The following is a 22,180-nucleotide window of genomic DNA, read 5'->3' on the forward strand; positions in this document are numbered from 1 at the left end:
ACAGGACCATGTTGAACGTTGCACTCATCGGCTGCGGTGCCATCGGCACGGCGATGCTGAAGCTGGTCCAGGACGATGCGTCGCTGGCCGTCGTGGCCATCGTCGTCCCGCCCGAAGGCGTGGCAGCGGCGCAGGCTGCGGCCCGGACGCTCGCGGCGCGCGCCGAGGTGGTCACGCAAGTGCCCGCCACCGGCATCGACCTGATCGTCGAGACGGCCGGCCATGCCGCGATCGGGCAGCACGTGCTGCCGGCGCTGCAGCGCGGCACGCCCTGCGTCGTCGCTTCCGTCGGCGCGCTGTCCGAACGCGGTCTGGCCGAAGCGCTGGAGCGCGCTGCCGTTGAAGGCCAGACGCAGGTGCAATTGATCGCCGGCGCGATCGGCGCCATCGACGCGCTGGCCGCCGCCCGCGTGGGTGGGCTGGACACGGTGCGCTACACCGGCCGGAAGCCGCCGAAGGCCTGGAAGGGCACGCCGGCAGAGCAGGGCCGCGACCTGGACACGCTCACCACCGAAACGGTCATCTTCGAAGGCAGTGCGCGTGAAGCCGCCTTGCTCTATCCCAAGAACGCGAACGTGGCGGCCACCGTGTCGCTCGCGGGCCTGGGCCTGGACCACACCTATGTGCGCCTGATCGCCGACCCGGCAGTGGCCGAGAACGTGCACGTCGTCGAGGCCGAAGGCGCCTTTGGCAGCTTCGAGCTGACCATGCGCAACAACCCGCTGGCGGCCAACCCCAAGACGTCGGCGCTGACGGTCTACAGCGCGGTGCGCGCACTGCGCAATCGCGTCGCCGCCCTGGCCATCTGACAGACAAGAAAACGAGAGCCCCCATGATCTCTTCCCAACTCCTTCCCATCAACGTGGCCGGCGAATGGCGCCTGGGCGGCGGCGATGCGTACGAGAGCCTGTACCCGGCCACGGGCGAGCCCATCGCGCAACTGCGCGCTGCCAGCCTGGCCGACGTCGACGAGGCCATCACGCGTGCGCACCATGCCTTCCTCACGAGCGGCTGGGCGCAGAAGCTGCCGCACGAACGTGCTGCCGTGCTGCATCGCGTTGCGCACCTGATTCGCGAACAAGCTGAGACGTTGGCGCAGAAGCAGCGCCTGGACAACGGCAAGCCGATCAACGAAACGCGCGCCCTGGTGGCGAGCGCTGCGGGCACCTTCCAGTTCTTCGCAGCAGCACTGGAAACGCTGGAAGAAAGCATCACGCCTTCGCGCGGCCCCTTCGTCACGATGAGCGTGCACGAGCCCATGGGCGTGGTCGCCGCGATCACGCCATGGAACTCGCCGATCGCGAGCGAAGCGCAGAAGCTGGCGCCCGCGCTGGCGGCCGGCAATGCGGTGGTCGTCAAGCCGGCCGAAGTCACGCCGCTGATGGCGCTGGAACTGGCGCGCATCTGCGAGGAAGCCGGCGTGCCCAAGGGCATCGTCAGCGTGCTGCCGGGCAAGGGTTCGGTCATCGGCGATGCGATCACCAAGCATCCGCTGGTCAAGCGCGTGTCCTTCACCGGCGGCACGACCACCGGCAAGCACATCGCGCACATCGCGGCCGACAAGATGATGCCGGTGTCGCTCGAACTCGGCGGCAAGTCGGCGACCATGGTGCTCGAAGACGCGGACCTCGACCATGCGGTCAGCGGCGTGCTCTACGGCATCTTCAGTTCCTCGGGCGAATCGTGCATCGCGGGCTCGCGCCTCTTCGTCGCGCGCAGGGTCTACGACGAGTTCGTCACGCGGCTGGCCGAAGGCGCGAACGCCTTGCGTGTCGGCGACCCGGCTTCGGAACAAACGCAGATGGGTCCGTTGATCACGGCCAAGCATCGCGAAAGCATCGAGCGCTATGTGGCGCTCGGCGTGTCCGAAGGCGGCCACATCCGCACCGGCGGTGTGCGCCCGCATGGCGACGGTCGCGACAAGGGCTACTTCTACACGCCGACCATCCTGGAAGGCCTCACCAACAGCGCACGCACCACGCAGGAAGAGATCTTCGGCCCGGTGCTGGTGGCGATGCCCTTCGACAACGAGGACGACCTCATCGCGCAGGCCAACGACAGCATCTACGCACTGGCCGCCGGCGTGTGGAGCCGCGACTTCAAGCGCGCATGGCGCATCGGCCGCGCGGTGCAGGCCGGCACGGTCTGGGTCAACACCTACAAGCAGTTCTCGGTGTCCACGCCCTTCGGCGGCTGGCGCGACAGCGGCCTCGGCCGCGAGAAGGGCCGCGAGGGCATCTTCCAGTACATGGAGCAGAAGAGCATGTACTGGGGCACCAACGAAGAGCCGCTGCCCTGGGCCGGCGTCACGCATCGCGCATGGAGCAACTGACATGAGCGTCCTTGGAATCGACCAGATCACCTACGTGTCGGACGACCTGCCGACGTGCAAGACCTTCTTCGCCGACTGGGGCCTCACGCTCCAGTCCGAAGCCGGCGACGTGCTGAACTTCGAATGCCTCAACGGTTGCCGCGTGGTCGTCGCGTCGCTCGACAAGCCCGGCCTGCCGCCCGCGATGGAAGACGGCCCGACCTTGCGCGAAGTCGTGTGGGGCGTGGAGAGCGATGCGGACCTGGACCGCTACGCCGCAGCCATCGCGAAGGAGCCCGGCTTCTTCGACGAGGTCGTGGATGGTGCACGCCGCATCGGCTGCATCGACCCGAACGGCCTCGCGGTTCGCCTGCAAGTCTCGCGCAAGCACGACGTCGAGATCGACTGCGGCGCGATGAACACCTGGAACAGCAAGACGCGCATCAACCAGCCCGCGCCGATCTACGAACGCGCCACGCCCATCGAAGTCGGCCACGTCGTGTTCTTCGTGACCGATGTGCTGGCGACCAGCGCCTTCTACCGCGACAACTTCGGCTTCGTCTCCTCCGACAGCTATCCCAACCGCGGCGCCTTCATGCGCTGCGCCCCGGACGGCGGCCATCATGACCTGTTCCTGTTGCAGCTTCCTTCGGGCAAGCGCGGACTTAACCACGTGGCCTTCACCGTGCGCGACATCCACGAGGTGTTCGGCGGCGGCCTGCACTTCTCGCGCCGTGGCTGGGAAACACAACTCGGCCCGGGTCGTCATCCGGTGTCGTCGGCCTACTTCTGGTACTTCAAGAACCCGGCCGGCGGCCTCATCGAGTACTACGCCGATGAAGACCAATTGACCGCCGACTGGCAGCCACGCGAGTTCGAGCCGGGCCCGACGGTGTTCGCCGAATGGGCAGTCGACGGCGGCCTCGACGGCAACACGCGCCGCCAGAAAAACGTCGAAGGCCCACAAGGCAAGTTCCTGACGGAAAAGAAGTGACCACCATGCAACGCCGCTCGACGCTCAAGGTCCTCGCGACCACGCTGGTCGCCTTCGCCGCCGTGGCTTCCACGCACGCCCAGGCCGACGCGCAGGCGGATGCCCAGAAGCAGCTGGCGTCCGACCGCTTCACCATCGTCTCGCCCTTCCCGCCCGGTGGCCCGGTCGACACGCTGGCCCGCATCCTCTCGGACGGCCTTGCCAAGCGCTACGGCCAGGCAGCCGTCGTGGAGAACATGGCGGGCGCCGCCGGCAACATCGGCATCGACAAGGTCAAGCGCGCGAAGGCCGATGGCCACACGCTGCTCGTGGTGCCGGCCGGCAACCTCACGATCAACCCGACGCTGATGCCGAACTTCCCGTTCAACATCGAAAAGGACTTCGCGCCCGTCACCATGCTGGCGAAGGCGCCCAACGTGCTGGTGGCATCGCCCACCTCGGGCATCAAGAGCGCGAAGGAACTCGTGGCGATGGCCAAGGCCAAGCCCGGCACGCTGTCGTATGCATCGCCCGGCGTTGGCAGCGGCCTGCACCTGGCGGGCGAGCTGTTCAAGCAGCAGGCCGCCGTCGACCTGCTGCACGTTCCCTACAAGGGCACCGCCCCTGCCATCAACGACGTGCTCGGCGGCACGGTGCCCTTGATGTTCAGCAACCTGCCGGCCACGCTGCCCTTCATCAAGAGCGGCAAGCTCGTGGCGCTGGGCATCACCGAAGCAAAGCGCAGCCCGGTCGCACCCGAGATCCCGACGCTGGCGGAGCAGGGCATCCAGGGCGTGAACGTGACCTCGTGGTATGGCCTGCTGGCACCCGCTGGCACGCCGCCCGCCGTGGTCGAGCAACTCGCCAGGGACGCCGCCGCGATGCTCGCGCAGCCGGACGTCGCCGAACGCCTGAAGGCGCAAGGCATGACCGAGGCCACGATGAAGCCCGCCGAATTCGCCGCCGCCATGCGCGAAGAAACCGCCGTGTGGGCCCGGATCATCAAGGCCCGCAACATCGTCGCCGAGTAAGCGACGCACCCCCTACACCCACCACCTCACCTCGATGGAGCGAACCATGACCGACCGCTATCTCGATCCCCACCAGGCGCGCACGCGCACCCCCACCACCTACGAAGACCTGCTGGGCGACGCCATCGAGCGCGCCTACGCCGCCGGTGTCCATGACCTGGCTAGCCTGGTCGAACGCCTCAACGACAGCGGCCTGGCCAGCCCCACCGGCGCGCCGTGGACCGAGGCCAATTACCGCGAAGCGATGGCCGCACTCGGCGTCTGAGCCTGTCCCCAACTTTCTTCCCAATCAAGAGGAACACCATCATGACCCCCACCCACGATGACCCGGTCGACAAGCTGCTCGAAATCGGCCTGAAGGATCTCTGGTACCCCATCTGCCCGACGGGCTTCATCAAGGACTCGCCGGTGTCGCTGCGCCGCCTGGGCCGCAAACTGGCCCTGTGGCGCGACAACGCCGGCAAGCTGCACGCACTGGAAGACCGCTGCCCGCACCGCGGCGCACCGCTGTCGCAAGGCGTGGTGCTGGGCGACCGCCTCTCGTGCCCCTACCACGGCGTCGAAGTGCGCCGCGATGGCGTGGTGATGCGCGTGCCCGGCAGCCCCGGCTGCAAGCTCGAAGGCTCGCAGGCCACGCGCTTCTTCCACGTGGAAGAAAAGGCCGGTGCCGTGTGGCTCTACAACTCGAAGGAATCGGTCGAGACGCCGCCGCCGCTGGTGCTGCCCGAGCAGCTGACCAACGACGATGAGTACTCCAGCTTCCTGTGCTACGCCGAGTGGAAGGGCGACTACCGCTACGTGCTCGACAACGTGATGGACCCGATGCACGGCACCTTCCTGCACAAGCAGTCGCACTCGATGGCCGAGGGCGACTCCACCGCCAAGTTCGGCGTGCGCCAGACCGACACCGGCTTCTTCTTCGAAAAGGAAGGCCAGCGCAACGTCAACTTCGACTGGACCGAATGGGCCGACACGGGCGTGCACTGGATGCGCCTGGAAATCCCGTATCCGAAGACCGGCGGCCCCGGCGGCAACTTCATCATCGTCGGCAGCTACACGCCGGTTTCGACGTCGCTTTCGTGCGCATTCCATTGGCGCGTGCGCAAGCTGGCCAAGGGCTGGGAGCGCGACACGTGGCGCTTCCTCTACAAAAACCGCCTCGAAGCGCGCCACTGGCACGTGCTGGAGCAAGACCGCGTGCTCATCGAGAACATGGAGCCCGATGCCAACCAGCACGAGCAGCTGTACCAGCACGACCTGGGCATCGTTCGCCTGCGCCGGCATCTGCGCAACCTGGCTTCGGAGCAGCTCGAAGGAACGACGGCCTGACCGCCGCGCCTGCCGTCGTGCGCACCGCCCCCTGAATCCGACTTTTCCCGAGGTTCCGCCATGTCATCCCCCACGCTGAACGCCCTGGTGCACACGATGCGCTACGAAGCGGACGGCATCGTCAGCGTCGAGTTCCGTCCGGCCACGCCGGCCGAGGACTTCCCCGCCTTCGAAGCCGGCTCGCACATCGACCTGCACCTGCCCAACGGGCTGGTGCGCAGCTACTCGCTGTGCAACCCCGCCACCGACCGCCAGCGCTACGTCGTCGGCGTGCTGAACGACCGCAAGAGCCGCGGCGGCTCGCGCTATGTGCATCAACAGTTGCGCGTGGGCATGACCTTGCCGATCTCGGTGCCGCGCAACAATTTCAAGCTGCAGGAAGACGCGCCGCGTTCGGTGCTCGTGTCCGGTGGCATCGGCGTCACGCCCATCTGGTGCATGCTGCAACGCCTGGTCGCGCTCGGCCGGCCGGTGGAAATGATCTACTGCGCCCGCGCCCGCAAGGAGGCCGCGTTCTGCGAAGCCATCACGACATTGGCGGCGGAGAAAGGCATCACGCTCACCTGGCACTTCGACGAAGAAAAGGGCGGCCCGCCCAAGCTCGCCGAACTGCTGGCAGGCAAGGGCGCCGACAGCCACTACTACTGCTGCGGACCCACGCCGATGCTCGACGGCTTCGAGAAGACCTGCGAAGAACTCGGCTACCCGAACGCCCACATCGAACGCTTTGCCGCAGTGCACGTGGAGGCGCCCAGCGCCACCGAAGCCTACGTGGTTGACTGCAGGAAGAGCGGCAAGAGCGTCGAAGTGCCGCCGGGCAAGTCGATTCTTGACAGCCTCATCGATGCCGGCATCAACCCCGACCACAGCTGCAAGGAAGGCGTGTGCGGCGCCTGCGAGACCAAGGTGATCTCGGTCGGCGAGATCGAGCACCACGACGGCATTCTCAGCAAGGCCGAACGCGCCGCCAACAAGACCATGATGATCTGCGTGTCGCGCTGCAAGCGCGGGCCGCTGGTGCTCGACATCTGAAAGAAAGCAGCCCATGCAGCCCAAGGCGTTTCGCTGGTATGGCGTGATCACGCTGTTCGTGATCGTGGCCATCTCGTACATCGACCGCATCAACATCGCGGTGCTGATCACCGACCCGCATTTCCTGCAGCACATCGGCATCGGGAAGTCGGACCGCGTGAGCCAAGGCCTGCTGGCAACGGCCTTCATGGGCGGCTACGGCATCTCGGCCTTCGTGCTGACGCCCTTCTGCACGGCCCTCTTCGGCGTGCGCAGGAGCCTCATCTACGGCCTGATCCTGTGGGGCCTCGTGACCTTCATGACGCCGTGGTTCAGCGGCTACGGAGAAGTGCTGGCGTCGCGCATCCTGCTGGGCGTGTCGGAAGGGCCGCTGTTCTCGCTGGCGTCCGCGTACATCAAGGCCCATTTTGAAAGCCGCGAGAACGGCAAGCCCAATTCCTTCGTGAACATGGGCACCGGCCTCGGCCTGGCGATCGGCTATCCCTTCATCGGCTATCTGCTCGCCACGTTCCACTGGGACACCTCGTTCTACGTGCTGGGCCTGGTGAACATCCTCATCGGCATTCCGCTGGTGCTCGCCTTCGTTCGCATGCCGCAGAGTGAAGTGGCCGTGAAAAAGCCCGAGTCGGTCGGTGCTGCGCTGTCGCAGGTCGGTGACATCGTGAAGGGCGCACTGCACACACGCTACCTCGTGCTGATCACGGTGCTGACGGCGGCGGCGCTGGCCTATCTCTGGGGCAGCAGCAACTGGCTGCCGACCTATCTGAAGGAGGCGCGCGGCTTCTCGCTCAAGGAAATGGGTTGGCTCGCGTCGCTGCCGCAATACGCGACGGTGCTCGCGGTGCTGCTCGGCGGCGTGATTATCGACAGGATCGAACGCCGGCACGTGCCCTTCATCTTCATGGCAGCGAGTGCGGGCGTGGCGCTGGCGGTGCTCACCGCCATCGAGGTGACCAACCCCTACGCCGCGGCCTACAGCCTGATCGCCGCCAACTTCTTCTGGGGCCTGATGAGTCCGGCCATTCCGAGCACGGTGCAGTACTGCTCGCGTCCGGAACACGTGGCCAGCGCCTTCGGCGTGGTCAACGGCACGGGCAGCCTGGTGGCGGGATTCATGCCGGCGCTGATGGGCGGCGTGATCGGCGCGGTGTCGGCCGGCGGCGCCGCGGGCAGCACCGCATCGGCGTCGGGCTTCTTTGCGGGGTTTGCGCTGCTGATCGGCACGCAACTGGTGGTGTTCGTCTGCGGCTTCATCCTGTGGGTGCGTGAGCGCCATCCGGTGGCGCCTGGAATGAGCGCAACGCCGGCCTGACGCATTCCTCGCTGAACTGCCGCGCCGTTCACGCAGGAGGCGCTGCCAAGTTCACCAACCAAGTTCACCATCCAGGGGCCGGGCGGGTCGCGGTCCCGCGGTATCTCAGTACGGCGTTCCGTCGTTCGGCCGCAGCTTCATGACGAACCAGTCCGAATGCACGGTGTTCGGATTGGGATTCGGCGTGCCGAATGTACCCAGCACCTCACCGGCGACGAAGACGTCGCCGTTGCCGTCCAGCGCGATGCCATGGCCGCTGTCGGGGTGGGTGCTGCCGACCGCCTGCGTCCCGCCGAACTGCTTGACCCAGACGCGCGTGCCGGTGGGCTCGTAGCGCGCCACGAAGATGTCCTGCGCGCCCCTGGAAGTGTCGCCCGGCATCACACCCAGCGTGAAGCCGGTGACGAACACCGCGGAGCCGGTCGCGTTGGTGGTGATGCCGCGCGTCTCGTCGCGGAAGTAGGTGGGACCGGGCTGGGTCACGGACGACAGGTTGGTGGCCCACTGGATCGCACCGTTGCCGTCGAGCCGGACAACAAAAGCGTCGTCGTGGCCGCAACACAGGAAGTCCAGGCTCGGGTACCCCGGCAGGTCGAAGTTGCTGTTGGTCTGGCCGGTCAGGTAGATCGAGTTGCCGTCGGCTGCCGCGGCGATGGCGAAGCCCTCGTCATGGTGCTCCCCCGCGACGCGTGAAAACCAGACCTGGTTGCCGCTCGTGTCGTACTTGGCCACGTAGGCATCCGTGTTGAGATTGCGCCGGGGCGAACTTCCGTAGTTGTGACCGACCCGACCCGTCATGTAGGCGTTGCCAGCCGCGTCCAGCGTAACGCCATTGGCGCTGTCGCTGGTGCCACTGCTCGTGCCCGACTGGCGGATCCACAACAGATTGCCGTTGGTGTCGAGCTTGGCGATGTAGAAGTCCAGGCCTTGGTTCGGCGCCTGGCCAGGCAACTGGCCGCCCGAGTTGCCCACCACGAAAGCGCTTCCTGACGCATCCACGGCAATTGCGTTGCCGGAGTCGTTGTTCGCATCCGAGCCGAACTGGCGCTGCCACAGCGGGTTGCCGGCAGGGTCGTACTTGACGACGATGATGTCCCGCCCGCCGGCACTGGTGTTGCCCGGCAGTGCACCCACCGTGTCGCCGACACCGTAGATGTTGCCGGCGCTGTCGGTCGCGACGCCCCGGATCGCGTATTCGCCGCTCAGCGCGCCGTGGTCGAACACCTGCCGCACCCACAGCAAGCTGCCACCGGCGCTGTATTTGGCGATGAACGGGTCGATGCCGACGCGGTTCTCCGGCGCGTTGAACACACCCTCGGTGTGCCCGCCGATGACCACGTTGCCCGAAGGATCGGTGGCCACGGCCAGCGCGGCGTCACGGACCAGGCCGACTGCGCCGTCCTCGCGGATGCCCGTCCATTGGCTGACCACCGTCAACGTGGCAGCCGCACTGGTGGCGGACGCGGGATGCGCGTTGCTGACCACCACCCTGAACAGGCTTCCGTTGTCGCCGATCACGGCGGGGGCAGTGGTGTAGCTCGCGGCGGTGGCGCCGGGGATGTCGACGCCGTTGCGTTGCCACTGGTAAGCCAGCGGGGCGGTGCCGGCGGCCAGGACGCTGAAGGTCGCGCTGTCGCCGATGCCGATCGATGCATTGGCCGGCTGCGTCGTGATGCCCGGCGCGACCAGCGCGGCCGTGACCGTCAGCGTCGCGCCGTTGCTGCTTGCGCTGGCGGCCGAGGCGTTGCTCACCACCACGCTGAACACCGCGCCGCTGTCGGCCAGCGTGCTGGCGGGCGTGGTGTAGCCGGCCGCGTTGGCGCCTGCGATGTTCGCGCCATTGCGGCGCCACTGGTAAGTCAGAGGCGCGGCGCCGCTAGCGACGACCGCGAAGCTGGCGGCCTGCCCGACGATCACGCTCGTGTCGGCAGGCTGCGTCACGATCACGGGCGGCTGGATCAGGGGAGTGACCGTCAGCACGGCCTCGCCGCTCTGTGCAGTGGTGCCCGAGGCATTGGTGACTTGCACACTGAAGACCGCGCCGCTGTCGGCATCGACCGCGGGCGCTGTCGTGTAGGTGGCGCCGGTGGCGCCGGTGATCGCCACGCCGTCGCGATACCACTGGTAGCCGAAGGGTGCGCTGCCGCCGGCGTCGACCGTGAAGGTGGCGGCCTGTCCGGCATTGACGGTGATGCTGGCCGGGTCGTTGACGATGCTCGGCGGCAGCACCGTGTCGGTGACGGTCAGCACCGCTTCGGCGCTGCTCGTTGCGCCTGAGGCATTGCTCACCTGGACCGCGAAGCGCGTACCGCTGTCGCCCAGCGCCGTTGCCGGCGTCGCATAGCTGGCGTTGGTGGCGCCGGCGATCGGCGCGCCGTTGCGCAACCACTGGTAAGCCAGTGGCGCCGTGCCGGTGGCCACGACGCTGAAGCTGGCACTGGCCGGCGCTGTCACGCTCACCGAAACCGGCTGCGTGGTGATGACCGGGGCCGCGCCGACCGGCGTGACCGTCAGCGTGGCGGCAGCGCTGGTGACGCGGTCGACCAGATTGCTGACGACCACGCTGAACTGGGCGCCGCTGTCGGCGGCAGTGGTGGCGGGCGTGGTGTAGCTGGCGCCGGTCGCGCCGCCGATGTCAACGCCGTTTCGCCGCCATTGGTACCTCAGCGGTGCGCCCCCGCTGGCCCTGACGGTGAACGATGCCGCCTGGCCGGTCGTGACGGTGGCGTCGGCGGGTTGCGACGTGATGGTTGGCGGCGAGAGCGGCCCGGAACTGCCTCCGCCACAGGCTGCGAGCACCATGACCAGCGCCGTGAAGAACGCTCGCGCGGTGGAACGAAAGCAAGTTGCCGGTGCGGCAGCCAGGGCATGGACCAGACCATCGACGTGCATAGCACCCCCGGCTTGATGATGACGACGCGTTCATGCTCGCGGACATGAACGGAAGCTGAAGTTGCGTAGTCTATAAGTATTACTTCTGTTGCGGTGCAGCGATTACGAAGTGACACAAGTCCGACGTGAGCCATTCGCGTGCGACTTGGGCAAAGCGGGCATGAATTCGATGCAGACCTGAAAGCCTGGGCCGCGCTGGGGGAGAGCAAAAGCCCGAAGTCCCGGCAGGGGCCATCGCGTGCATGATCCGGGCATCCGAGCCCGTCATTTCGCTTCTGATGGAGAGACCGTTCATGAAGTCCAGGCCCCGAGCCAGCACCTCCGTCACGCCGCAGCCGCCGGTCAAGCCCCTGATCGGCAACCTCGGAGAGATCGACTCCAAAGCGCCCATCCAGAGCATGATGCGCCTGGCCAGGGAGTACGGGCCGTTCTTCAAGCTCACCCTGGCGGGCAAGGACGTGCACGTGGCCAGTTCACAGGAACTGGTCAACGAGCTTTGCGATGAAACGCGCTTCGTCAAGCGCATCAGCGGCCCGCTCAAGGAAATCCGCGACTTTGCCGGCGACGGCCTTTTCACCGCCTACAACAGCGAGCCGAACTGGGCCAAGGCGCATCGGTTGCTGATGCCCGCTTTTGGGCCGCTCGGCGTGCGCTCCATGTTCGACCGCATGGTCGACATCGCGCACCAGATGTTCGTGAAGTGGGAGCGCTTCGGCGCTTCGGCCGTCATCGACGTGGCGGACAACATGACGCGGCTCACGCTGGACACCATCGCGCTGTGCGCGTTCGACGTGCGCTTCAACAGCTTCTACCAGAACGAGATGCATCCTTTCGTCGCGGCCATGGTCGACGCGCTCGAGGAAGCGGGGCAGCGCGGGCGCAGGCCCAACGTGGTCTCCGGCCTCATGGTGGGCACCAAGCGCCGCTACGAGGCCGACCAGAAGCTGATGGCACGCATCGCGGAACAGCTCATCACCGAGCGGCGCAGCGATCCAAAAGGCGCAGAGCGCAAGGACCTGCTCAACGTCATGATGAATGGCGTGGACCCGGTCACCGGCGAAAAGCTGTCGGACGAGAACATCCGCTACCAGCTCGTCACCTTCCTGATCGCGGGGCACGAGACGACCAGCGGCCTGCTGTCCTTCGCCTGCTACCTGCTCCTGAAGAACCCCGAGGTGATGCTGCGCGCGCAGGCCGTCGTCGACGAGGTCCTGGGCTCGGAGATGCCGCGCGCACAGGACCTGGCCGGGCTGCGCTACATCGAGCAGATCCTGATGGAGTCGCTGCGCCTGTGGCCCACCGCGCCTGCTTTCTCCGTGAAGCCGGTGGCGGACACGGTGCTCGGGGGACGCTATCCGCTCACGACGCGCGACACCGTGCTGGTGCTGGCGCCCACCTTGCACCGCGACCCGGCCGTGTGGGGCGACGATGCCGAGGAATTCCGCCCCGAGCGCTTTGCGCCCGAAAACGCCGAGAAGCTGCCGCCCAACGCCTGGAAGCCCTTCGGCAACGGTACCCGCGCCTGCATCGGCCGCCCCTTCGCCATGCAGGAGGCGCAACTCGTCATCGCGATGATGCTGCAGCGATTCGACATCGTGCTGGACGACCCGTCCTATCAACTCGAAGTGGCCGAGACGCTGACCATCAAGCCGCACGGCCTGATGATCCGCGCGCGCAGCCGCGGCGGCGACAGCTTTGCGATGAAGAGTGCGATTCCGTCCGTGACGCAGGCGCTGGTCAAGGACGCGCCCGAGGCCGTTCAACTGCAGGCCGATGCGCCGCGGCTGGCCGTGCTCTACGGCAGCAACACGGGTTCGAGCGAGATGTTCGCGCGGCGCATCGCCGCCGACGCGCCGCGGCAGGGCTATGCCGCGACGGTGGCCACGCTGGATGAACTGGCGGGCACGCTGGCGCCGGGCATGTCGGTCATCGTCGTCACCGCGTCGTACGAAGGGCAGGCGCCGGACAACGCGCGCAAGTTCCTGTCGTGGATCGAGTCGCGCCCGGCGGGCGAGTTGACCGGCGTCAAGTTCGCCGTGTTCGGCTGCGGCAATCGCCAATGGGCGCGTACCTATCAGGCCATTCCCCGGCGCATGGACGATGCCTTGGCCGCAGCGGGCGCCGCGCGGTTCCGGCCGCGCGGCGAGGCGGATGCGGGCGGTGATTTCTTCGGTGCGTTCGACAGCTGGTACGAGACGCTTTGGGAGGACGTGGGCCAGGCGCTGGGCCGCGAAGTGGCCGACAAGGCGCCCGCGCCCACCTTCGAGGTGGAGGTGCTCAAGTCGGCCCGCGAGAAGGCGCTGCAGCTCAATGAACTCGAACAGGGCGTCGTCGTCGAGAACCGCGAACTGGTGAACATGGCGCACCCCGGCGCGCGTTCCAAGCGGCACCTGCAGATCGCGCTGCCGCAAGGCATGAACTACCGCGCCGGCGACTACCTCGCCGTGCTGGCGCGCAACCCCGAGGCCAGCGTGGCGCGGGCGCTGACGCGCTTCGGCCTGTCCAGCGACACGCAGATCGTCATCCATCGGCAGGCCGGCGCGGCGACGTCGCTGCCGGGCGACTATCCGATCACGGCCTATGAAGTGCTGTCGGGTTATGTGGAGCTGGCCCAGCCGGCCACGCGCGCGCAGGTCGGCCAGTTGGCGCAGGCCACGCCGTGTCCGCCTGAGCGCAAGGAACTGGAGCGGCTCGCCACCGAGGAGACTTATGAAAAGGAAGTGTTGGGCCGGCGGGTCAGCGTGCTCGACCTGCTGGAGCGTGCGCAGTCCTGCGACATCAGCTTTGCGCGCTTCCTGGGCATGCTGCCTTCGCTGCGGCCGCGGCAGTATTCGATCTCGTCATCGCCGCTGGCCAACGAGGCGGAGGCCAGCCTGACGATCGCGGTGGTCGATGCGCCGGCGTTGTCGGGGCAGGGCACTTTCGAGGGTGTCGCGTCTTCCTACCTGGCGCGGCTCGAAGCGGGCGACCGTGTCTCGGTGGCGGTGCGGCCTTCGCAGACCGGTTTCCATCTGCCGGCGGATCCGCGCACGCCGATCGTGATGGTGTGCGCCGGCACCGGCGTGGCGCCGTTTCGCGGCTTCCTGCAGGAGCGTGCCGCGCAAAAAGCCGCGGGCCGCGAGGTGGGTCGCGCGCTGCTGTTCTTCGGTGTGAACGATCCGCAGGTGGATTACCTCTATCGCGATCAGTTCGCCGGCTGGGAGGCCGCCGGCGTGGTCGAGATGCGGCCTGCCTTCACGGACCGGCCGGATGGCGACGTCAAGTTCGTGCAGCACCGGGTCTGGCGCGACCAGGACGACGTGCGGGCCCTGTTCCTCGAAGGCGCGCAGTTCTATGTTTGCGGCGACGGCAAGCACATGGCGCCAGCCGTCAGGGAGACCTTCATCCGCATGTACCAGGGCGCCACGCAATGCGACGACGCGACCGCCCAGGCGTGGGCCGATCGCATGGAGCACGAGCGTGGGCGCTATGTGTCGGATGTGTTTGCCTGAGTGCTCAGTCGTGCGCCTTGAGCAATTGGCCTGACACGTAGATCGCGACGTTGACACCTTTGGGCTTGCAACTCAGCTTGAATGCAATGTCGCCCACGGCCTCGCCATGCCACTCCAGGTGCACGACCGGGTCGGTGCCGAAGGCGGATTCGTCGATGAGGCTGTGTCGGGTGAGATCCATGGTCACCGAGAGTTCTGTTCCGCTCTGGTGGATTTGCCCTTTGAAGAATTGAAGCGCGTCGGCGCCGAACACGGTGCCATTGCTGATCAACACAGCGCCCGTCCCCAGGATCCCTTGATCGGTCGTGAAATGGGCTTCGTAGATTCCGTTGCGCATGCTTGTTGTCCTGGTCGGTGAGCTTGCAGTCTCTACCAATGTGGAGGGGGCTGCAACCTGACAGGTTTTCGCGGGGGGGGCGCCGCGGCAGGTGGTCTGCGGCGCGGGCTCATACCGGGGCGGTCGATGCTGCGCATCGACTGCACTGCGGTGCTCGGTCGCGGGGCGCGGTGCAGAACTCACTGCGCGCGCCTTCGGCGCGCTCCGTTCAAACAGCTGCACCGAGTCAGTTTACGAAGCGCGTGTCCTTCGGCACGCGCCGCCCCGCGCCCTGCGCTCCTCATCGCCCCGGAAATCGCCCGCGCCGCAGACCACCTGCCGCGGCGAGATACGTCGTGCGTGTTCAAAGAAGGGGGGAGCGGACACCGCGTCGCCACGGCCGTTGCGGCGCTCGGTGCGGGCGTCGCACCCCACACCGTTTCCAGAGCAAAGGCGCCTGCGGGCCCGGCGTAACGCGCCTCTGCAGCGCCGAGAAGCGCAGCGCGACCGGCCTGCACGCGTGCCGAAGGACACGCGTGCTTCGTGATCTGACTTGCCGCGGCTGTCCGAGCTCAGTGAACGCAGTGAACGTCGCGAGTTCCGCGGCAGGCTGGTCGCGCGAGCATCGGAGGGAAGTCGGTGCGCAGCACCGACCGCTGCAGTGGCGCGTTACGCCGGGTCCGCAGGTGCCTTTGCGTCCGGCGCGAACTCAGCAAACAACGGACCCTCAGATGCCTTTGCGTCGCGCGCAAACGCAGCCAACAACGACCGACGCTTGCCCTTCAACCGCCAGCTGGGATCCCAACCGTCCGGATGCCCCAGCCACAGACCTCAAGCCGCCAACACAAAAGCCAACGCCGCCGACGCGTCGTACTGCCCCTGTCGACCCCATCCGTTGTTGATGGTCGTCGCCACGTACAGATACTCCGCAAAGCCCGCCACCGTGCACGCGCCCAGCAGCGTCGCGACCGGCGCCGTCACAGGCGCGGCCGGCGCAGGCACGGCCCCGCCCGTGCTCAGCACCTGATTCACGCCCTTGATGAGCGAGAACGACCAGTTCGCATAGTTGGCCGGATGCGTGGCCGACAACGCCATCGTCACCGGATTCGGGTTCGACGCGACGCCGTAGTGCAGCAGTCCGCAAACATTGTCGGCACCCACGCCGCCAATGGTGGGCGCTGACAGCGAGGCCGTGCACGACTGGTTGTTGACCATGATCGTGAGCGGCGTGCTGCTTTCGATCACCGCGCCCGCACTGGTGGTGAAGTCGATCGTGATCGTGTGCAGCCCGTTGGAGAGCGTGGTCGAGTCGGCCAGCATGCCCAGCGACGGATTCATCCACAAGAAGAGCTCCGCGATCGGATGCACCGGATAGAAGTTCGGATTGCCGCCCACGCTCACCGGACCGATGGTCTGCAACACGTAGGTCGTGCCGTTCCACTTGTAGTCGGTCCAGGTGTCCGCGCGCAGCACGCCGTCGATGCGCACGCGGTAGAACTTGGCCCCGTTGTTGGCCGCGCGCTGGAAGTTGATCATCAACGGCAGGGTGCCGCCAAAAGGCACGTTGGTCACGGGGTAGAAGTAGCCCGGGTCGGTGGTCGCCAGCCCGCTGGCCTGCACCTTGTCGAAGGGAATGAAGCCGATGCCCATCAAGAGCGGTCCCGCCGGCTGGAAGAGCACGAAATCGACCTTCTCGACGACTTGGTCGCTGCACACCAGCATGCGGCTCGACGAGATCATCGCCACCGACGACGGCCGTGCGGGCACGCCCCCCACCACCAGCGCCGTGCCGCCGTTGACACCGATGCTGGTGATGCGATTGGCCGGGTCGCGCTCGGCCACCAGCAGCGTGTTTTGCGAAGCGTCGGACCAGGTCAGGTGGAAGGGCGCGACGAGTCCCGTCGCGATCTTCGTCGTGGCGCCGTCGCTGATCTGGATGCGGCTCACACGGCCCTGGTCGGGTCCGGCGGTCTGCTCGCTCACATAGGCGAACTGCAGGTCGGCGCTGAGCACGACACCCACGCCGTTCTCGAGATTCGACACCACGGCCGTGCGCGCCCCGGTGCCGAGGTTGACGCGCCACAGATGGCCCGGCGAGGCGTATTCGATGACATAGGCCACGCCGTGCGCTTCATCCAGGAAGATCTGCTGCGGCGCGCTCATGCCCGTCGTCACCACCGTGGCCGATGCGCGGTTGGCGCTGGTCAACGTCACGCGCAGCAGGGTGCCCGTGCGCTCGGTAACGTAGGCGTGCAGGTTGTCGATGCTGACCTTGACGTCTTCGGGATTGGTGTAGCCCGTGCCGATCACCGCATACGCCGGGCTCGGCTTGTAGGTGATCCACTGGATCGTCATGTCGTAGCCGTAGCTTACGACCTTGACCTTGGCGAAGTTTCCCAGGCTCGTGCGCACGCAGAACACGTCGCCATTCACCAGCTTGTTGGTGGCGTCGTTGTTGCCCGGAATGGGCGCGGTGCCGTAGGTGAGCGTCTGCAGCGCGCTGGCCGTGACGCCGGTGAAGCTGACCACGCCGAGGTTGACGATGCGCGCGGTGTTGCGCACGGCCATCTGCCGCGCGGTGGTGGTCATCTGCTCCCACCAGATGTCGTAAGCCGAACCCGTGCCGCCCTGGACCCCCGTGTCCAGGTCGAACGTGAAAGTGCCCTTCAGCACCGTCGTGCCCTGCGACACGATGGTGGCCGAGGGCAGCAGGTTCAGCCGCGAGAGCTTGCCGGCGTACTCCACGAAAACGAGTTGATTTTGCGGACTGCGAAAGCTGCACCCAATGGCGCCGCCCAGCCCCGAGACGAGGGGTGTTTGTGTGGTCATGATGGCCTCCTTGATGAATTTGCTTGTTCGTCGGCATTGCGCCTGACGTGTTCGCAGAAGCTTTGTAGTCCTGCGTGCCCGCGCAGACCATCCACTTGAAGGCATAGCGTGGGCTCACTGGCGGCTTATTGGCCTAAGCCGTGGGACAAGAGCCGGTGAGCGATGGGTCGCAACATGGCGCTGACGCATTGGCGACGCGGGCGGCTTCGGCTTGCGGTTGTGCACGTCGCGACCGCGACGCACACTGCGCCCTGCGCGCCCCTATCATCCGGCTTGCCGAAGGCACCCAGTGCGAATGCGCGACACAACACCTGGAGACAAACCATGGACCACCTGAGCGGGCTCGACGCAACCTTCCTGCATCTCGAAACACCCGAAATGCCGATGCACGTGGGCTCGCTCAACGTGCTCGACCTGCCCGAAGGCTACGAGGGCGACTTCTACGAGGATGCCAAGGCCTTCCTGGGCCAGCGCGTCCACCTGGCCGACGTGTTCACGCGCAAGCTCGCGCTGATGCCCTTCGAGCTGTCGAACCCCGTGTGGGTCGACGAAGAAGAGCTGGACCTCGACTACCACGTGCGCCACATCACGCTGCCCAGGCCCGGCACCAATCGCCAGCTTCAACAGTACGTGGCGCGCTTGCATTCGACCCTGCTCGACCGCAGCCGGCCGCTGTGGGAATTCTTCATCATCGATGGCCTGCAGAGCGGCCAGGTCGCCCTCTACACCAAGGTGCATCACGCAGGCATCGACGGTCAAGCGGGCGTGGCCGTGGGCAAGGCCATCTTCGACCGGGAAGCGACAGGCCGCGTCGTCCATCCGCCGCGGGCGCGTCCGCGCACCAACAAATACCAGCTCGGCATGGCAGAACTCGCCGCTGCCGCGATGCGCAACACGGCGCAGCAATACGTCAAGCTGTTCAAGATGGTGCCGGCGGTTGCCAAGGCCATCGGCAGTCTCGCGCGGCCGGACGAGAAGGCTGTGGAAACACTTTTGTCGAAGGCGCCCGCGAAGTTCAACCTGCTGGCGCCCAAGACGGTGTTCAACGTGCCGATCACGAACCAGCGCAGCTTTGCGGGCCGCACGATCCCGCTGGCGGAAACCAAGCAGATTGCAAAGCACTTCGGCGTGACCCTGAACGACGTCGTGATGGCCACGGTGGCCGGCGCGCTGCGCCACTACCTGAAGGACACCAACGACCTGCCCGACAAGCCGCTGGTGGCCGGCGTGCCGGTGAGCCTTCGCGAAGCGGGCGACGAGACCGCCAACAACCAGGCGAGCATGATCCTGGTGGGCCTGGCGACCGACATCAAGGATCCGGTGGAACGCCTCAAGGCGATCAATGCGTCGTCGACCCGCGCGAAGTCGACCATGAGCAAGTTCAAGGCGGCCATACCGGACGACTTCCCCATGTTCGGGGCGCCATGGTTGATGTCTGGCGCCGCGTCGGCCTTTGGCCGGTCGAACATCGTGAAGCTGATGCCGGCGGTGGCCAATGTCGCCATCTCCAATGTGGCGGGCGCGCCGTTTCCGATGTATTTCGCGGGTGCGATGGTCACCTGCTATTACCCGGTGTCCATCGCCAGCCACGGCACGGCGCTCAACGTCACGGTGCAGAGCTACAACGGCCGGATGGACTACGGCCTGATCGCCTGCCGACGTGCGGTGCCCGACATCACGGAGATCGGAGACCACCTGCTGGCGGAGCACAAGCTGCTGCTGGGGTTGGCCGGTGGCGCGCATGCGGCGGAGGCCGCGCCTGCGGAGACGGCCGGTTCCGTTGTTGCGCAGGTGCGGGAAGAGCCCGTGGTCGCGCGCAAGAAGGCGGCGCCGCGCAAGCGTGTGGCAAAGGCAGTGGCATCCCCCGTGGCCAAAACAGTCGCCGATACACCCGCCAAGACTGGCGCCAAGACATCCGCCAAGACACCTGCCAAGCCTGTCCTCAAGACGGTCGCCAAGCCCGCGGCCAAGCCCACAGCCAAGACGGCGAAAAGCCCGACCGGGCGCGTACGCGCCACAGGCACCACCACCACTGCCAAGCGCACCGCCCGCCCGAGCGGTAATCAAGGCAAGGCAGCACCGTGATGGCTTCCGCGACCACGCACGATGCGGAGGGCGACAAGCTCGCGCCGCCCTCGCGTCTGCTCCTGCTGGCCGAATGGCGCGCGCTCTGGGAACTGGGCGCAGGCATTGCCGCCTGGCCGTTGTTGCAATTGGCGCCGCGCGGCGACGGGCATCCAGTCCTGGTGCTCCCCGGACTTGCCGCGGGCGATGCGTCGACCGGGCTGCTGCGCCGCTATCTCAAGAGTCGCGGTTACGACGCGCACGGTTGGGGCCTGGGCCGCAACCTGGGACCGCGCAAGGGCGTGGAACAGGGCATGTCCAGCGCATTGCGCCGGCTGCACGATGACAGCGGCGCGAAGGTGAGCTTGGTGGGCTGGAGCTTGGGAGGCGTGTATGCCCGCCTGCTCGCATCCAGGCATCCGGAACTGGTGCGCAACGTCATCACGCTGGGCAGCCCTTTTGTCGGTCACCCCCGGGCCACCAACGCGTGGCGCCTGTATGAATGGGTGAGCGGCCAGAAGTCCGATGACGCCAGGCGCAGGCAGCACGTGAGCCCGACACCTCCCGTGCCCACCACCTCGATCTTCAGTCGCTCCGACGGCATCGTCGCCTGGCGCAGCAGCATCGAGAAAATCGGGCCGCAGTCGGAGAACATCGAGGTCATCGCCAGCCACATCGGCCTCGGCGTGCACCCCGCGGTGCTCTATGCCCTGGCCGATCGGCTCGCGCAGCCCGAAGGCCAATGGAAACCGTTCAACCGACAGGCGTTGGCGCTCCTCTATCCAGACCCGGGCCGCGCCGGCTGACATCGGCCAGTCGACGGGTCAGGTCGCCGCAACTCACCGTTCGGCCGAGCCATCGACGTAAACGGATAGCACTTTTGCTTTCCAAATAGTGGATCCCACAGGGGGCACCTTCGCCTATGCTGGCGGCGGATGTCAGTGCCATTGGTTGCTGGCTTACATGCCCATACACCTTGCCATGGAACCATGTCCCCATGAGCCAATACCTACTTGTAGCAAGTCTTGCCATCGCATCTGCCACGGCGTTTGTTCTTGTGGCGCCGGCTGATGCCGCGTCCGTGCAATGGGAGGTGCCGGCGCTCGCTTCGACGAAGTAAGCAAAAGCTGAAAGCGTGACGGCACAATCCGTTCAGGATGCCCACCACGCGAACAACCACCGCAGCTTCCGCTCCATCCTTCGCAGCCCTGCGCCATCGCGGTTACTTGGCCCTCGCCGGCACTTATCTGCTGGCGATGATGGCCGACAACGTCGAGCACGTCATCAGCTACTGGATGGCGTTCCAGAAGTTCCAGTCGCCCGCGCTCGGCGGCTTTGCGGTGGTGTCGCACTGGCTGCCTTTCCTGCTGTTCTCGGTGCCGGTGGGCGCGCTGGCCGACCGGGTCGATCCGCGTCGGCTCATCCAGTGCGGCATGGCGCTGTTCATGATCGCCTCGGCGGGATGGGCCTTTTTCTTCATCACCGATTCGCTGCAGATGTGGCACGCGATGGTGCTCTTGGTCATCCACGGCTGTGCCGGCGTGCTGTGGCAGGGTGCCACGCAATTGTTGCTGCATGACGTGGTGCCGCCGGCGGACCTGCCCAGCGGCGTGCGTCTGCTCGCAACGGCGCGCTATCTCGGTGTGCTGGTCGGCCCTGCCGTGGGCGGCGCCATCATGCTGACCATCGGGCCGCGCTACGGCTTGCTGCTCAACACGCTGTTCTTCCTGCCGGCCTTCCTCTGGTTGTGGCGCGCGCCGTACGGGCCGCGTTTTCGGGCCGTGGCCGCGGCGCCGGCGCGTGCGGTTCGCGGGCTGGCGGACATCGTCCAGACGATCGTGGAAGTGCGCTCCAACCGCGTGCTGGCTTCGATGATCCTGCTGGCCGGGATGGCGTCTTTCTTCGTGGCCAACAGCTACCAGGCGCTCATGCCCGGCTTTGCCCGCGACCTGGGCCACGGCGACCCCGGCACGACCTACAGCATGCTGCTGGCCGCCGACGCAGCCGGCGCACTGATGGCCGGCCTGTTGATGGAAAGCCGCGGCGGCCTGCTGCGCGCCGCGCCTTCCACGGCGCTGGGGCTGTGCATGCTCTGGTGCCTGGCGCTTGCCGGCTTCGCCATGACCACGGCCTATCCGGTGGCGTTGCTGTTGCTGTTTGCGGCCGGCGTGTTCGAGCTGTCTTTCAGTGCGATGGCGCAGACGCTGGTGCAGCTCAATGCGCCGGCCGCATCGCGCGGGCGGGTGATCGGCCTGTTCAACATGTCGGCGCTCGGGCTGCGGGCCTTTGCCGGCGTCACGGTGGGGTTGGGCGGCAGCGCGATCGGCATTCATGCCTCGCTGGCGGCCGCGGCCATGAGCCTGTTCGCCTTGCTGGTGTTGCTGCATCTCTGGCTCGCGCGACGGGCACGCGCCTGACGGGTCTGACGGGCAACAGCCCTGTCGGGCCATCGGTACCGAAACATCCCGAGCGCCCATCCCTTGGGGCGATTACCAAGAGCGAAGTAAGACGAACGTAGTAAGCTTTGAGCGAGCGCGCTCGGCGCTCACATAAAAAATTCAGGGGGAGACAAATCGTGCAAGCCTTCATCGGTATTGAAC

General features: G+C 66.7%; 15 protein-coding genes. 12 read left to right on the plus strand and 3 right to left on the minus strand.

Annotation, left to right across the window (positions count from 1 at the left end; translation table 11 throughout):
- The first annotated feature begins 8 nt into the window (after positions 1 to 8).
- Genes QTI66_RS23670 through QTI66_RS23705 form a run of 8 tightly spaced genes read left to right on the plus strand, consistent with a single transcriptional unit; the run spans position 9 to position 7,988 of the window.
- Positions 9 to 809: an aspartate dehydrogenase gene (locus tag QTI66_RS23670; protein WP_286562415.1), complete on the plus strand. Its 801-nt coding sequence runs from the start codon at positions 9 to 11 to the stop codon at positions 807 to 809.
- Between the two features lie 23 nt (positions 810 to 832).
- A complete protein-coding gene (locus QTI66_RS23675; protein ID WP_286562417.1) occupies positions 833 to 2,332 on the plus strand; it encodes an aldehyde dehydrogenase in 1,500 nt (499 codons plus the stop codon).
- A 1-nt stretch (position 2,333) separates the two neighbouring features.
- Positions 2,334 to 3,305, plus strand: coding sequence for a VOC family protein (locus QTI66_RS23680; RefSeq protein WP_286562418.1), 972 nt, complete (start codon positions 2,334 to 2,336; stop codon positions 3,303 to 3,305).
- A 5-nt stretch (positions 3,306 to 3,310) separates the two neighbouring features.
- On the plus strand, positions 3,311 to 4,315 hold the full coding sequence (locus tag QTI66_RS23685) for a Bug family tripartite tricarboxylate transporter substrate binding protein (protein ID WP_286562496.1): 1,005 nt from the start codon (positions 3,311 to 3,313) through the stop codon (positions 4,313 to 4,315).
- Positions 4,316 to 4,361: 46 nt separating this feature from the next.
- The gene (locus QTI66_RS23690; protein WP_286562419.1) at positions 4,362 to 4,580 is read left to right on the plus strand and encodes a recombinase-like helix-turn-helix domain-containing protein; all 219 of its coding nucleotides are present in this window, start codon (positions 4,362 to 4,364) and stop codon (positions 4,578 to 4,580) included.
- 41 nt (positions 4,581 to 4,621) lie between these two features.
- The gene (locus tag QTI66_RS23695; RefSeq protein ID WP_286562421.1) at positions 4,622 to 5,644 is read left to right on the plus strand and encodes a Rieske 2Fe-2S domain-containing protein; all 1,023 of its coding nucleotides are present in this window, start codon (positions 4,622 to 4,624) and stop codon (positions 5,642 to 5,644) included.
- 60 nt (positions 5,645 to 5,704) lie between these two features.
- On the plus strand, positions 5,705 to 6,676 hold the full coding sequence (locus tag QTI66_RS23700) for a PDR/VanB family oxidoreductase (protein WP_286562422.1): 972 nt from the start codon (positions 5,705 to 5,707) through the stop codon (positions 6,674 to 6,676).
- A 13-nt stretch (positions 6,677 to 6,689) separates the two neighbouring features.
- The gene (locus QTI66_RS23705) at positions 6,690 to 7,988 is read left to right on the plus strand and encodes an MFS transporter (protein ID WP_286562424.1); all 1,299 of its coding nucleotides are present in this window, start codon (positions 6,690 to 6,692) and stop codon (positions 7,986 to 7,988) included.
- Positions 7,989 to 8,093: 105 nt separating this feature from the next.
- On the opposite strand, the gene QTI66_RS23710 is transcribed toward QTI66_RS23705, so the two are convergent.
- Positions 8,094 to 10,880 (minus strand): SBBP repeat-containing protein, encoded by a 2,787-nt coding sequence (locus QTI66_RS23710; RefSeq protein ID WP_286562425.1) that lies wholly within the window; start codon positions 10,878 to 10,880, stop codon positions 8,094 to 8,096.
- A gap of 293 nt (positions 10,881 to 11,173) precedes the next feature.
- Between QTI66_RS23710 and QTI66_RS23715 the strand changes: the two genes are divergently transcribed.
- Positions 11,174 to 14,371, plus strand: a complete 3,198-nt coding sequence (locus tag QTI66_RS23715; RefSeq protein WP_286562426.1) for a bifunctional cytochrome P450/NADPH--P450 reductase — start codon at positions 11,174 to 11,176, stop codon at positions 14,369 to 14,371.
- A gap of 4 nt (positions 14,372 to 14,375) precedes the next feature.
- On the opposite strand, the gene QTI66_RS23720 is transcribed toward QTI66_RS23715, so the two are convergent.
- On the minus strand, positions 14,376 to 14,708 hold the full coding sequence (locus QTI66_RS23720) for a hypothetical protein (protein ID WP_286562428.1): 333 nt from the start codon (positions 14,706 to 14,708) through the stop codon (positions 14,376 to 14,378).
- Between the two features lie 810 nt (positions 14,709 to 15,518).
- Positions 15,519 to 17,516, minus strand: coding sequence for a hypothetical protein (locus tag QTI66_RS23725; RefSeq protein WP_286562429.1), 1,998 nt, complete (start codon positions 17,514 to 17,516; stop codon positions 15,519 to 15,521).
- A 324-nt stretch (positions 17,517 to 17,840) separates the two neighbouring features.
- Between QTI66_RS23725 and QTI66_RS23730 the strand changes: the two genes are divergently transcribed.
- The 3 genes from QTI66_RS23730 to QTI66_RS23740 all read left to right on the plus strand — a co-directional run bounded on the left by QTI66_RS23730 (position 17,841) and on the right by QTI66_RS23740 (position 21,997).
- A complete protein-coding gene (locus QTI66_RS23730) occupies positions 17,841 to 19,601 on the plus strand; it encodes a wax ester/triacylglycerol synthase family O-acyltransferase (RefSeq protein WP_286562431.1) in 1,761 nt (586 codons plus the stop codon).
- Positions 19,601 to 20,386 carry an esterase/lipase family protein gene (locus tag QTI66_RS23735; RefSeq protein WP_286562433.1) on the plus strand — a complete coding sequence of 262 codons (786 nt, stop codon included), beginning with the start codon at positions 19,601 to 19,603 and terminating at the stop codon, positions 20,384 to 20,386. Before QTI66_RS23730 ends, QTI66_RS23735 begins: the two co-directional genes overlap by 1 nt.
- A gap of 351 nt (positions 20,387 to 20,737) precedes the next feature.
- Entirely contained in the window at positions 20,738 to 21,997 is a 1,260-nt protein-coding gene (locus QTI66_RS23740) for an MFS transporter (protein WP_286562435.1), read from the plus strand.
- The last annotated feature ends 183 nt before the right edge of the window (positions 21,998 to 22,180 follow it).

Origin of the sequence: Variovorax brevis, from assembly GCF_030317105.1 — a bacterium.
GTDB classification, from domain to species: Bacteria; Pseudomonadota; Gammaproteobacteria; order Burkholderiales; family Burkholderiaceae_C; genus Variovorax; species Variovorax brevis.

Bases quoted from the DNA above. Each gene is read 5' to 3' on its own strand.
- QTI66_RS23670 (WP_286562415.1), top strand. From the start codon at position 9: ATGTTGAACGTTGCACTCATCGGCTGCGGTGCCATCGGCACGGCGATG.
- QTI66_RS23675 (WP_286562417.1), top strand. From the start codon at position 833: ATGATCTCTTCCCAACTCCTTCCCATCAACGTGGCCGGCGAATGGCGC.
- QTI66_RS23680 (WP_286562418.1), top strand. From the start codon at position 2,334: ATGAGCGTCCTTGGAATCGACCAGATCACCTACGTGTCGGACGACCTG.
- QTI66_RS23685 (WP_286562496.1), top strand. From the start codon at position 3,311: ATGCAACGCCGCTCGACGCTCAAGGTCCTCGCGACCACGCTGGTCGCC.
- QTI66_RS23690 (WP_286562419.1), top strand. From the start codon at position 4,362: ATGACCGACCGCTATCTCGATCCCCACCAGGCGCGCACGCGCACCCCC.
- QTI66_RS23695 (WP_286562421.1), top strand. From the start codon at position 4,622: ATGACCCCCACCCACGATGACCCGGTCGACAAGCTGCTCGAAATCGGC.
- QTI66_RS23700 (WP_286562422.1), top strand. From the start codon at position 5,705: ATGTCATCCCCCACGCTGAACGCCCTGGTGCACACGATGCGCTACGAA.
- QTI66_RS23705 (WP_286562424.1), top strand. From the start codon at position 6,690: ATGCAGCCCAAGGCGTTTCGCTGGTATGGCGTGATCACGCTGTTCGTG.
- QTI66_RS23710 (WP_286562425.1), bottom strand. From the start codon at position 10,880: ATGCACGTCGATGGTCTGGTCCATGCCCTGGCTGCCGCACCGGCAACT.
- QTI66_RS23715 (WP_286562426.1), top strand. From the start codon at position 11,174: ATGAAGTCCAGGCCCCGAGCCAGCACCTCCGTCACGCCGCAGCCGCCG.
- QTI66_RS23720 (WP_286562428.1), bottom strand. From the start codon at position 14,708: ATGCGCAACGGAATCTACGAAGCCCATTTCACGACCGATCAAGGGATC.
- QTI66_RS23725 (WP_286562429.1), bottom strand. From the start codon at position 17,516: ATGACCACACAAACACCCCTCGTCTCGGGGCTGGGCGGCGCCATTGGG.
- QTI66_RS23730 (WP_286562431.1), top strand. From the start codon at position 17,841: ATGGACCACCTGAGCGGGCTCGACGCAACCTTCCTGCATCTCGAAACA.
- QTI66_RS23735 (WP_286562433.1), top strand. From the start codon at position 19,601: ATGGCTTCCGCGACCACGCACGATGCGGAGGGCGACAAGCTCGCGCCG.
- QTI66_RS23740 (WP_286562435.1), top strand. From the start codon at position 20,738: ATGCCCACCACGCGAACAACCACCGCAGCTTCCGCTCCATCCTTCGCA.